The organism is Citrobacter portucalensis (genome assembly GCF_002042885.1).
In the GTDB taxonomy this organism is placed as follows: Bacteria; Pseudomonadota; Gammaproteobacteria; order Enterobacterales; family Enterobacteriaceae; genus Citrobacter; species Citrobacter portucalensis.
The window spans coordinates 1-11,829 of sequence record NZ_MVFY01000009.1 but is presented as its reverse complement, the minus strand read 5'-3'; the positions used below and the strand labels follow the sequence as shown (position 1 = coordinate 11,829).

The following is an 11,829-nucleotide window of genomic DNA, read 5'->3' as shown; positions in this document are numbered from 1 at the left end:
ATACCCGGTGTCAGAACTGATAGCTGGCGGTAACGCTGACGTTACGCGGCTCACCATAAACGATAGAACCGTCGATATTCGTGTCGTAGGTTTTATCGAACAGGTTATTAAGGTTACCCTGCACTGAGAAGTTTTTTGTTACCTGGTAGCGGGTGAACAAATCTACCAGGGCGTAGCTTCCCTGTTCCGCGCGGAATGTGCCATAAGGCGTGACCGTATCGCTGTAAACACGATTCTGCCAGTTAACTCCACCGCCGACGGTCAGTTCCGGCATGGCTGGCAGGCGATAACGGGTAAACAGTTTGACCGTGGTCCGCGGCAGATTCGGGTTTACTGCATTGCCTTCGTTGTCTTCAGCAACATAGCGTGTCGCGCCAAACGTCATCTGCCAGTTATCAGTGATCGCACCGTTAATCTCGAATTCGACCCCTTTGCTGACCGTACCATCCATCGCTTTAAAGGCCGTGTCGCCATTGCTACCGGCGATTGGCACACCGGTTGATTGCGCTACGTTATCCTGTTCAATGCGGAACACCGCGAGCGTGGTGGTTAAACGGCTGTTCATCCAGTCGGACTTCAGGCCAAGCTCATAGTTGTTGCCGGTGATCGGAGAGAGATATTTACCGGAACTGTCGCGCTTGTTCTGCGGCTGGAAGATTGAGGTATAGCTGGCGTAGGTAGACCAGTTATCGTCAATGTCATAGACCAGACCCGCATACGGCGTGGTGTGGTTTTGCTCCATGCTGTAGGTCAGGGTGTCGATACGCCAGTTGGTGTAACGCGCGCCGACAATCAAATGTAGTGGGTCGGCCAGCGAAATACGCGTTGCGGCGTACAGCGATTTCATGTGCGTGGTATCGTCCTGAGCCAATGACTGCGGGTTCCAGTTGGTTTCCGGGAAGTTACCATCGTAGGTATAGAAGCTGCCGATTTCGTTGGGGAAAACGTTCGCCCACGAGCTTTCATAACGGTTATTCTGTTTACTGTAGCTGCCGCCCAACATCAGATTATGCTGGCGACCAAACAGATCATAACCGCCGTCGGCGAATAGATCGACAGCATCCACTTTACGTTTGCCGCTGTTCCAGCCGGTTCCTCCGACGTAGTCATATCCTGGACCATAGTTACCATATGGGCCAATCAGCGTGCCGTCGGCCTTATTAACATAGGCATCGACGTACATCATTTTACTGTCGAACTTGACCTCGGAGTGGGTGGCGTTCATGGTCGCCTGCCAGGTATCGGCAAAACGCTGTTTGATGGTGACAAACACTTTGTTGAAGTCTTTATCGTTGTAAGCCCAGTCCGGCGCAGTGCTACGCGAGCGGTCGTAGCTGTTTTTACTGCCATCGGTATTCCAGCGCGGCAATCCACCCCAGGTTGGGCTGTTGATATCAATGCGCTGATATTCATAGCCCGCAGACAGGCTGGTGGTGTCACCCAAATCGGCATCGACAATCCCGGAGAAGAACATTTTTTCGCTATTGTAGCGATCAAGCCAGGAGTCGTTATTCTGGTAACCCGCCACGATGCGGCCGCGCACGTTGCCGTCTGCTGTAAGCGGGCTTTGCAGATCGGTCACATAGCGTTGTTTGTTCCAACTGCCATATTCCGCTGAAACATTACCGGTGAACTCGCGGCTGGTGGCATGCTTACGGATCATGTTAATGGAGGCTGAAGGGTTACCCGTCCCGGTCATTAGCCCGTTTGCGCCACGGACCACTTCGACACGCTCAAAAAGGGCGGTGTCAGAAAGGGCGTCACCGAGATTCCAGCGGGATTCAAAATAGGTCGGGATCCCATCGACCATATAGTTATCAATCTGAAATCCGCGCGAGTAATAGCTGCTGCGATCTGAATCCGCCTGGCTTTTGCTTATCCCCAACGTGTTATCCATCACATCGCCCAGCGTTTGCAACTGCTGATCTTCCATGCGCTGCTGGCTGACAATGCTGACCGATTGCGGAATATCGCGCTGCGTCATTTGCATTTTTGTGCCAGCGGTCGTCGATTTAACGCTGTAATCCTGCTCCTCACTTGATGCGGATGGAGCAGAACCCTCCACGATCACTGTCTCTTCAGCAGGGGCTGCGAGGCTGGTGGAAGGTAAAAGCGCTAGCGTGATGCATGCTGCCAGCAAAGAAGGGGCAAGGCCCGGTTGGCGTTGAACATTCCCGTTGAGTGTTGTGAAAGACATCGAAAAGTCCTTGATAATTATTAATATTAAGTTCAAATCACCGGTAGTTGTGATGAACCCTTTGGTTGTAAATTATTAAATGCGCATGTAAATACAAATGCGAAATATACGCATTAGCACTCAATGTGTAAACAGATGCTACGGCATAAATGAAATATTGTTTCAGTACTATGCTTGAGCAATAGCGCAGGGAAATGGTTATAAGAGCAGCACTGACTGGGGTTTTCGCTTAAAAAATCGAGGGTTAAAGTTGAAAGAGCGTGAGTAACTCGCTCATACTCTATACTCGCAGAGTTACCCGGCGTAGCATGGCAAAACGCTTGGGCTGTTAATGAAAAAGGAAAACGTCGTGGCAGAAGAAACTATATTCAGCAAAATTATTCGTCGTGAGATTCCGTCGGATATCGTATACCAGGATGAACTGGTCACTGCGTTTCGTGATATTTCCCCTCAGGCACCAACGCATATCCTGATCATTCCTAACATTCTGATCCCCACTGTCAATGATGTGACGGCGGAACATGAACAGGCATTGGGCCGCATGGTCACCGTTGCGGCGAAAATTGCTGAGCAGGAAGGCATTGCTGCAGATGGGTACCGCTTAATCATGAACACCAACCGCCACGGGGGGCAGGAGGTGTATCACATTCATATGCACCTGCTGGGTGGACGTGCGCTTGGCCCAATGCTTGCGCATAAAGGTCTGTAAGCATGACCAGAGGATGCATTGCGCTTTCACTGGGCTTGCTGTTGCTGGCGGGTTGTCGAACACATCCTGAAATCCCGGTAAGTGATGAACAGTCGCTGGTGATGGAATCAACAATTCTGGCGGCGGGTATTACAGCAGAGCAGCCCACGTTAACAACGTCTGATATTCAGGCTTCGGCATCCTCTCGACTCTATAACGAAAGACAAGAACCCGTTACCGTTCATTATCGGTTTTACTGGTATGACGCCAGAGGGCTGGAAATGCACCCTCTGGAAGCGCCACGCAGTGTGACTATTCCGGCTCATTCGTCGGTGACGCTGTACGGCAGCGCCAATTTTCTGGGGGCGCACAAGGTTAGACTTTATCTTTATTTGTAAGGGGTGAATCTTGATGAACAAAATGAATCGCTACGCACTGATTGCCGCGCTGGCGATGTTTCTCTCTGGCTGTGTGGCGCAACGTGAGCCCGCGCCGGTAGAGGAAGTGAAGCCGGTACCGGAACAGCCTGCGCAGCCGCAACAGCCGGTTCCGGTTGTGCCAACGGTGCCAAGCATACCGCAGCAGCCGGGCCCAATTGAGCATGAAGACCAAACGGCGCAGCCTACGCCACGTCAACGTCACTATGACTGGAACGGGGCTATGCAGCCGATGGTCGGCAAAATGCTGCAGGCAGACGGCGTCAAAGCGGGCGGCGTTCTGCTGGTTGATAGCGTGAATAACCGCACCAACGGCTCGTTGAACGCGGGTGAAGCCACCGAAACCTTACGTAACGCGCTGGCGAATAACGGTAAGTTTACGCTGATTTCTGCCCAACAGCTGGCTGTCGCCAAACAGCAGTTAGGTCTGTCGCCGAATGACAGTCTGGGAACGCGCAGTAAAGCGATTGGTATCGCCCGTAACGTTGGCGCGCAGTATGTGCTTTATTCCAGCGCATCCGGCAACGTCAATTCGCCTGCGCTGCAAATGCAATTAATGCTGGTACAAACTGGCGAGATAATCTGGTCAGGTAAAGGTGCCGTTCAGCAACAATAACAGACTCACGCGCGGCGAAGTGTTGTCGCGCTATTTCCCGCAGTATCATCCCGTCGCAACCAGCCAAACCGGCCTGAGTGGCGGGAGCTGCATCATTGAACACCGTTCCCACCGGCTGGTACTGCGCTGCCATCACGATCCTGACGCGCCGGAATCTCATTTCTTACGCCAATATCATGCGTTAAAACACCTGCCAGAAAGCCTTGCGCCACGTCCTCATTTTTATACGCGTGGGTGGATGGCAGTCGAGTTTTTTCACGGTAAGGTAGAATCCAGATTACCGGACGCCGACGAACTTGCAGGCTTACTGTATCATCTGCACCAGCAACCCCGATTGGGCTGGCGAATCAACCTGCTTCCGCTACTTGAACAGTACTGGCAGTGTGGCGATCCGGCGCGTCGTACACCATGCTGGCTGCGCGCGCTGAAGCGGCTAAGGAAACGAGGTGAGCCTCGACCTTTGCGCCTGGGGCCGCTGCATATGGATGTTCACGGTGACAACATCGTACGTACGGCATCAGGGCTGCGGCTGATTGACTGGGAATACGCCGGAGACGGTGATATTGCTCTGGAGCTGGCGGCAGTATGGGTTAGCGATGAATCCCAGCACCAACAGTTGGTTAGCACCTACGCCCAACGAGCGCACATTGAGCCAGACGTTTTGTGGCGACAGGTCAGACAATGGCAACCCTGGATAATGATGCTGAAGGCGGGGTGGTTTGAGTATCGCTGGCGGCAAACCGGCGATCGACAATTTATCAGGCTGGCCGATGAAACCTGGCGGCAGCTAACAATGAAAGGATAAGGAGAGCAGTGTGGGCCCAGTAATGTTGGATGTCGAAGGGTATGAGCTGGACGCTGAAGAGCGTGAGATTCTGGCACATCCGCTGGTAGGTGGGTTGATCCTCTTTACCCGAAATTATCATGACCCGGAACAGCTGCGTGAATTAGTGCGTCAGATCCGGGCTGCGTCACGTAACCATCTGGTGGTGGCGGTAGATCAGGAAGGCGGACGCGTACAGCGTTTTCGTGAGGGCTTTACCCGCCTGCCTGCGGCTCAATCCTTTGCTGCGTTGCATGGTCTGGAAGAGGGCGGCAAACTGGCTCAGGACGCCGGGTGGTTGATGGCCAGCGAAATGATCGCGATGGACATTGACATCAGCTTTGCACCCGTGCTGGATGTGGGCCATATCAGCGCGGCAATCGGCGAGCGTTCTTACCATGCCGATCCGCTAAAAGCGCTGGCGATGGCGACCCGCTTCATTGACGGGATGCATGCTGCTGGCATGAAAACGACCGGTAAACATTTCCCAGGACATGGGGCGGTGACGGCGGATTCACACAAAGAAACCCCAACCGATCCACGCCCAGAAGCCGAGATTCGTGCGAAAGATATGTCCGTGTTCCAGACGTTGATTACGGAAAACAAACTGGATGCCATTATGCCTGCGCATGTCATCTACAGTGATGTCGATCCGCGTCCGGCGAGTGGCTCACCTCACTGGTTGAAAACGGTGCTACGTCAGGAACTTGGCTTCGATGGTGTCATTTTCTCCGACGATTTGTCTATGGAAGGGGCGGCGATTATGGGAAGCTATGCGGAGCGTGGACAGGCGTCGCTGGATGCAGGTTGCGATATGATCCTGGTCTGCAATAATCGTAAGGGAGCGGTCAGTGTGTTAGATAATCTGTCGCCGATCAATGCAGAACGTGTTACACGTTTGTATCATAAAGGTTCATTTTCACGTCAGGAACTGATGGACTCGGCACGCTGGAAGACGGTAAGCGCTCAGCTTAACCAACTTCATGAGCGCTGGCAGGAAGAGAAAGCAGGTCATTAACGCAAGTTTGGCGAGGATGCGATGATTATCTATTTACACGGTTTTGACTCTAACAGCCCGGGCAACCATGAGAAGGTGTTGCAGCTGCAATTCATCGACCCGGATGTCAGGCTGATTAGCTACAGTACGCGGCATCCTAAACATGATATGCAGCATCTGCTGAAAGAAGTGGACAAAATGCTGCAGCTGAATGTGGATGACCGTCCGCTGATTTGTGGTGTGGGGCTCGGGGGATATTGGGCTGAACGGATTGGTTTCCTGTGTGATATTCGTCAGGTAGTGTTTAATCCCAACCTGTTCCCGTATGAGAACATGGAAGGCAAAATCGACAGACCTGAGGAGTATGCAGACATCGCAACAAAATGCGTGACCAATTTCCGTGAGAAGAATCGCGATCGCTGCCTGGTGATCCTGTCACGTCATGATGAAGCGCTTAACAGTCAGCGTTCGTCGGAAGAGCTGCATCATTTTTACGAGATAGTCTGGGACGAAGAGCAGACGCATAAGTTTAAGAATATCTCTCCGCATTTGCAGCGCATCAAAGCGTTCAAGACGTTAGGTTAATTCTTATTGAGTGTGTAAAAAACCAGCCATCGGGCTGGTTTTTTTGTTCTTAAAGTTCCGGTTGTCTATCTTTTCAGCATCAAAACTTGATACATATCAATTTTGGTATGACCAATGCACCGTTCGTGTTATTCTCACTCTCGAAGAACATTTTCATTACCGTAACTTGTTGTTAATTAAAGGCTATGCTCATAACTTTTAATTAACAATTGGTTAATAAATTTGAGGGGGTCACGTTGACTACACCATTGAAAAGGATCGTGATTGTCGGCGGCGGTGCTGGCGGACTGGAAATGGCGACGCAGCTGGGTAAAAAACTCGGGCGTAAGAAAAAGGTCAAAATCACACTAGTAGACAGAAACCACAGTCACTTGTGGAAACCGTTACTGCATGAAGTGGCGACGGGTTCACTGGACGAAGGTGTGGATGCGCTGAGTTATCTGGCACATGCCCGTAACCATGGCTTCCAGTTCCAGTTAGGCTCGGTGGTGGATATCGATCGTGAAGCGAAGACCATTACTCTCGCTGAGCTGCGCGATGAGAAGGGTGAGCTGCTGGTTCCTGAGCGTAAAGTGCCGTATGACACGCTGGTGATGGCGTTGGGCAGTACGTCCAACGATTTCAACACCCCTGGCGTGAAAGAAAACTGCATTTTCCTCGATAACCCGCATCAGGCGCGTCGTTTCCACCAGGAGATGCTGAATCTGTTCCTGAAGTATTCCGCGAATCTGGGCGCTAACGGAAAAGTGAATATCGCCATTGTGGGCGGCGGTGCGACGGGTGTTGAACTCTCCGCTGAGCTGCACAATGCGGTAAAACAACTGCACAGCTATGGTTACAAAGGGCTGACCAATGACGCGCTGAACGTTACGCTGGTCGAAGCCGGTGAGCGTATTCTGCCTGCGTTGCCGCCGCGTATTTCCGGTGCTGCGCATAATGAGTTGACCAAACTGGGCGTACGCGTACTGACCCAGACGATGGTAACCAGCGCTGATGAAGGCGGACTGCACACCAAAGATGGCGAATACATTAAAGCCGATCTGATGGTGTGGGCGGCGGGTATCAAAGCGCCAGACTTTATGAAAGACATTGGCGGTCTGGAAACGAACCGTATTAACCAACTGGTGGTTGAGCCAACTCTGCAGAGCACGCGCGATCCTGACGTGTACGCGATTGGCGACTGCGCTTCCTGCGCTCGCCCGGAAGGCGGTTTTGTGCCTCCGCGCGCTCAGGCAGCACACCAGATGGCGACCTGCGCGATGAACAATATTCTGGCACAGATGAACGGTAAGCCGCTGAAAGCGTATCAGTACAAAGATCACGGCTCTCTGGTCTCGCTCTCTAACTTCTCTACCGTGGGTAGCCTGATGGGCAACCTGACCCGTGGTTCGATGATGGTGGAAGGACGTATTGCGCGCTTTGTGTACATCTCACTGTACCGCATGCACCAGATTGCTTTGCACGGCTACTTCAAAACCGGGCTGATGATGCTGGTCGGCAGTATCAACCGGGTGATTCGCCCGCGTCTGAAACTGCATTAATATCGACCTGTGGCGTCGGATGATTTTACGCATCCGACGCCTTCCTTCAGAGTTGTCTGAATCATTCCGCTTTCGCTCCACCTCCCGCTATTTTCATCCGTAATCTGATTGGCATTCCTTACCTTCTGTTGCAAAGTTGTTGCTAATAGCAAAAAAGGAGGTAGTCCCGTGAATAAATCAATGTTGGCGGGTATAGGGATTGGCGTGGCTGCTGCGCTGGGTGTTGCAGCGGTGGCCAGTCTGAACGTTTTCGAGCGTGGCCCACAGTATGCGCAAGTTGTCTCTGCAACACCGATTAAAGAGTCGGTAAAAACACCGCGTCAGGAGTGCCGGAACGTAACGGTCACCCACCGCAAGCCGGTACAAGATGAAAACCGTATCGCGGGTTCCGTACTGGGCGCGGTTGCGGGTGGTGTTATTGGGCATCAGTTTGGCGGTGGACGTGGTAAAGATATTGCTACCGTGGCCGGTGCTTTAGGCGGCGGCTATGCAGGTAACCAGATTCAGGGTTCGATGCAGGAAAACGATACTTACACCACCACGCAGCAGCGTTGTAAAACGGTGTATGACAAATCTGAAAAGATGCTGGGCTACGACGTGACGTACAAAATTGGCGATCAGCAGGGGAAAATCCGTATGGATAAGGACCCCGGCGCGCAAATTCCGTTGGATAACAACGGACAGTTGGTACTGAATAACAAAGCGTAAAATAGCATTATCCTGAACATTAGCCCCCCATTCGCTCAGGCTGGGGGGCTTTTTTTATCAGAAGGTTAAGGCGTAGTTCAGACCAAAAGTACGACCCCGGCCCTTGTATTCATACAGTGACGGGCTGCCGTAGGTTGGGCTATACAGCAGTGGCGCACGTTGTCCCCACAGTGTGGTGTACTCTTCATTCAGCAGGTTTTCCACGCTGAAGGTCAGTTTACCCAACGGGAGCTGATAGCTGCCGATAAAGTCCATCGTGTTATAGCCATCCAGCTTGTTACCGCTGGCGTCGGTCAGATCAAATGTTTGCTGGCTCTGTACGCGCAAGGTCCACGGTTCTGGTGCCCAGCCGACCCACGCGGTTGCTTTGGACGGTGAGGCCAGCGTGACATCCCATTTTTGCCATTTACCGTTCTGTTTCACTTCCGATTTAATGACGTTGAAGTTGCCACCCAGACTCCAGTCCGTGTCCGCAATGAAATAATCTACTGCACCTTCAAGGCCATAAATGCGACGATCGTCGGGCTGAACGTTAATGGTCATATCGCTACGGTTGATAACGATCGATTTATCCGAAGTTGAGTAGTAAGCGGCCAGTTGCGTGCGCAGACTATCGCCGGTGTAGCGCCACCCCAGTTCGTACGAGTTAACTTTAATCCCTTCCAGACGTGAATCCGCCACGTTGACGCTGCGCTGGAGCTGGTAATGATCGCCAACCAGCGAATAGGTACCGTTACCGTAATATTTCCCTGGGTCCGGAAGCTCCACGCCCTGAGAAAAGTTAAACCACGTTTGCTGACGGTCGGTCAGGTGGGCAAGGATACCGGCGTTGAACAGGAAATTATCGTAATCGGTTTTGCCGCCCGGAATAGTATCGGCAGAGTTCGCAAGCCCGGTCGCGATTCCCTGCTGTTGAGCATAGCCAACGAAATCATCAACCCTGTTTTCGGTCCACTGATAGCGCACGCCGCCGCTGAGGGTAAAAATGTCGTTAATGTCATAGCTGTTTTGCAGGAAAGGCGCGAAGTTGGTGATGCTGTAACCGGGGTAACGCCCGGTGGTATAAGCGGTACGGTTGTCCATGCCGCCGGAGGGCAGGGACCAGGCCAGATCGAAGAATTTCTGATTGGAGTCGAAGGTTTCGTGATCGGCATCGACACCCCACGTCAGCTCCCAGTTATCCATCAACTGGCTGTTGAGGGTAATTTTGGCACCAAACTGGTCTGTGTCCTGCTGTGATGCGGAGAAACTGGTGACTTTGCCTTTGCTGAGCGTAGGGAAGGGGTAGAATTTCAGCGATTCGTCACGGTAATAGATTTGGCTGACCAGGTTCTGGCCAAAAAAATCCGCATCTGAATATTGCAGGCTAATAAGATGACGTTCGGTGCCGGGAATACGATCGGAATTCAGTCCGCTGCTGGTGTATGCTTTGCCGTTTCCGGTCACGGCGGACATGTTCTCGCCGAGATCCAGCCCGTAATCGTCATCCCCCTGACTTTTATAGTACTGCGTAACCAGTTGCAACTGACGGTTGTCGTCAAGTTCAATCGTCCCTGTGCCCATGACGTCCAGGCGATCGGAGTGCTGTAGCCCGGTTTGGGTGTTATCGAGCAGCAGGGCATCGTGATTACCGTCATACCAGCCGCCAAATCGTTGATACGCGACGGACATACGCCCGGAAGCGCGATCGGTTCCGCCACTCACCGCCGCGGCAACGCGTTCATCATGATCGTTGCTATTGTTGAAGCCGCTTTTGCTCCCCAGTTCGAGTTCTACTTCACGCTCCGGCTGACCTTTTTTGGTGACAATGTTGATTAATCCGCCGGTACTGCCACCGCCATAAAGAGAGGTTGCGCCTGAAATGACTTCAATGTGCGCAATGTTAAATGGGTCAATGGAGTCAAGCTGACGGCTGTCGGTTCGCGAGGAGTTCAGACGGACACCGTCAATTAGCACGACAATGGCGCGACCGCGCATGTTCATGCCGTAGTTTGTGCGTCCCTGGCTACTAACATCGATTCCTGGGATTAGCTGAGCAAGAACATCCTTGAACTCTTTACCTCCCTGAACCTGTTGTTCAATCTCGCTTCCTTCAATAACCCAGGTCGTTTGCGCCATTTCTGCCACTGTGCGCTGGCTACGGTTGGCGCTGACGATGAGGTTCTCTTCCTCAGCCGCAACAGCGGGTAGAGTTAAAGATAACAGGAGAGGATTGAGCACCCAGAGACGCTTATGCATTTGTATTCCTTTTAAAAAAGTCGGTCTGTTTTTGTTATAGCGGTAGAGAAACCGATGGTTACATTGTGAAACAGGCATTAAAACAAATGCGAATATTGCTGATAATAATTGTCGTTATCAATACTTTTTACAAAAAATGATCGGGTAACACGATGAAAACAATGAGAAATGTAGGGACAATAGAACGGGAATCTAACCGGGGGCTTTATCAGCTCCCGGTGGTATGAGTACAGCGGGGGAATTGCGGGAAAGGGTTAAGCTTTGACGAGTTCGGGCCACAGCCGCAGAGTTGTGTGTGCGATCTGCATCAGTTTTTCAAACGTTGCGCCTTCACGGGCGCTGATCGACATACCTTGTAAAATACAGTTCAGGTATTCGGCCAGTTTTTGCACGTCGCAATGGGCCGGAATTTCGCCTCGTTGCTGGCGCTGGTGAAGGAACTGGGTAAGCGTCTGTTCCTGCATTGCATGGCGGGATTTCACCGTGTGCGCAATATCGCGGGAAGAGGCTGCCAGCGTCGCAGAAGTATTAATCATGAAACATCCCGCCGGGGTGTCCTTGCTGGTAAAGCAGGTCGCTATAGCGGTGAAATAGTCTTCAAGTGCGGACTCAAGGCTTTTTTCTTCACAAAACAGCTGGGCTTCGTGTTTCGCCGCAAAGCGGGTGATGTAGCGATCCAGTACGGCACGGAACAACCCTTCTTTATTGGTGAACTCCGCATACAGCGTGGGCGCTTTTGCGCCGGTGGCTTCCACGAGATCGGCGAGCGAGGTCGCTTCATATCCGTGCTGCCAGAAGAGTGTCATGGCCTTATCAAGCGCGGCTTCCCTGTCGAACACTTTTGGTCGGCCACGGCTTTTTTTTGCACAACCTGTCGTTTCAGTTGTCATGGCGCCGATGTACCTTTGTTGGGTTTATTGAATAACCATTATAAAAATATTCGACTGCACACTCCAGCGGATTCACGATAAAAATAATTTATAGCTATTAGTATGAAAA

Annotated in this window: 11 protein-coding genes; 8 read left to right on the top strand and 3 right to left on the bottom strand. The window is 52.0% G+C overall.

What is annotated here, in order from left to right; genetic code table 11:
• Positions 1 to 10: 10 nt before the first annotated feature.
• Positions 11 to 2,197 carry a ferric-rhodotorulic acid/ferric-coprogen receptor FhuE gene (gene fhuE / locus BZK40_RS14530; protein WP_079934867.1) on the bottom strand — a complete coding sequence of 729 codons (2,187 nt, stop codon included), beginning with the start codon at positions 2,195 to 2,197 and terminating at the stop codon, positions 11 to 13.
• Positions 2,198 to 2,546: 349 nt separating this feature from the next.
• Here fhuE and hinT point away from each other — a divergent pair, with 349 nt between their 5' ends.
• The 8 genes from hinT to BZK40_RS14485 all read left to right on the top strand — a co-directional run bounded on the left by hinT (position 2,547) and on the right by BZK40_RS14485 (position 8,592).
• A complete protein-coding gene (gene hinT, locus BZK40_RS14525; protein WP_071444757.1) occupies positions 2,547 to 2,906 on the top strand; it encodes a purine nucleoside phosphoramidase in 360 nt (119 codons plus the stop codon).
• Between the two features lie 2 nt (positions 2,907 to 2,908).
• A complete protein-coding gene (locus BZK40_RS14520) occupies positions 2,909 to 3,283 on the top strand; it encodes a YcfL family putative periplasmic lipoprotein (RefSeq protein ID WP_008784425.1) in 375 nt (124 codons plus the stop codon).
• Positions 3,284 to 3,296: 13 nt separating this feature from the next.
• Positions 3,297 to 3,938, top strand: a complete 642-nt coding sequence (lpoB, locus tag BZK40_RS14515; protein ID WP_008784426.1) for a penicillin-binding protein activator LpoB — start codon at positions 3,297 to 3,299, stop codon at positions 3,936 to 3,938.
• On the top strand, positions 3,919 to 4,743 hold the full coding sequence (gene thiK, locus BZK40_RS14510) for a thiamine kinase (RefSeq protein ID WP_048235622.1): 825 nt from the start codon (positions 3,919 to 3,921) through the stop codon (positions 4,741 to 4,743). The genes lpoB and thiK overlap by 20 nt, the downstream gene beginning before the upstream one ends.
• 10 nt (positions 4,744 to 4,753) lie before the next feature.
• Positions 4,754 to 5,779, top strand: coding sequence for a beta-N-acetylhexosaminidase (gene nagZ / locus BZK40_RS14505; protein WP_032943019.1), 1,026 nt, complete (start codon positions 4,754 to 4,756; stop codon positions 5,777 to 5,779).
• A gap of 21 nt (positions 5,780 to 5,800) precedes the next feature.
• On the top strand, positions 5,801 to 6,343 hold the full coding sequence (ycfP, locus tag BZK40_RS14500; protein ID WP_003030817.1) for an alpha/beta hydrolase YcfP: 543 nt from the start codon (positions 5,801 to 5,803) through the stop codon (positions 6,341 to 6,343).
• Between the two features lie 236 nt (positions 6,344 to 6,579).
• Positions 6,580 to 7,884: an NADH-quinone dehydrogenase gene (ndh, locus tag BZK40_RS14490; protein WP_079934864.1), complete on the top strand. Its 1,305-nt coding sequence runs from the start codon at positions 6,580 to 6,582 to the stop codon at positions 7,882 to 7,884.
• Positions 7,885 to 8,052: 168 nt separating this feature from the next.
• Complete coding sequence (locus BZK40_RS14485; RefSeq protein WP_003030814.1) at positions 8,053 to 8,592, top strand: glycine zipper 2TM domain-containing protein; 540 nt, start codon at positions 8,053 to 8,055, stop codon at positions 8,590 to 8,592.
• A 57-nt stretch (positions 8,593 to 8,649) separates the two neighbouring features.
• On the opposite strand, the gene BZK40_RS14480 is transcribed toward BZK40_RS14485, so the two are convergent.
• Together BZK40_RS14480 and comR are read right to left on the bottom strand one after the other, a co-directional pair.
• Positions 8,650 to 10,830, bottom strand: a complete 2,181-nt coding sequence (locus BZK40_RS14480) for a TonB-dependent siderophore receptor (protein WP_048214422.1) — start codon at positions 10,828 to 10,830, stop codon at positions 8,650 to 8,652.
• 254 nt (positions 10,831 to 11,084) lie between these two features.
• Positions 11,085 to 11,720: a TetR family copper-responsive transcriptional repressor ComR gene (gene comR, locus BZK40_RS14475; RefSeq protein ID WP_008784432.1), complete on the bottom strand. Its 636-nt coding sequence runs from the start codon at positions 11,718 to 11,720 to the stop codon at positions 11,085 to 11,087.
• Positions 11,721 to 11,829 lie beyond the last annotated feature (109 nt).

Bases quoted from the DNA above. Each gene is read 5' to 3' on its own strand.
- fhuE (WP_079934867.1), bottom strand. From the start codon at position 2,197: ATGTCTTTCACAACACTCAACGGGAATGTTCAACGCCAACCGGGCCTT.
- BZK40_RS14520 (WP_008784425.1), top strand. From the start codon at position 2,909: ATGACCAGAGGATGCATTGCGCTTTCACTGGGCTTGCTGTTGCTGGCG.
- lpoB (WP_008784426.1), top strand. From the start codon at position 3,297: ATGAACAAAATGAATCGCTACGCACTGATTGCCGCGCTGGCGATGTTT.
- ycfP (WP_003030817.1), top strand. From the start codon at position 5,801: ATGATTATCTATTTACACGGTTTTGACTCTAACAGCCCGGGCAACCAT.
- BZK40_RS14480 (WP_048214422.1), bottom strand. From the start codon at position 10,830: ATGCATAAGCGTCTCTGGGTGCTCAATCCTCTCCTGTTATCTTTAACT.
- comR (WP_008784432.1), bottom strand. From the start codon at position 11,720: ATGACAACTGAAACGACAGGTTGTGCAAAAAAAAGCCGTGGCCGACCA.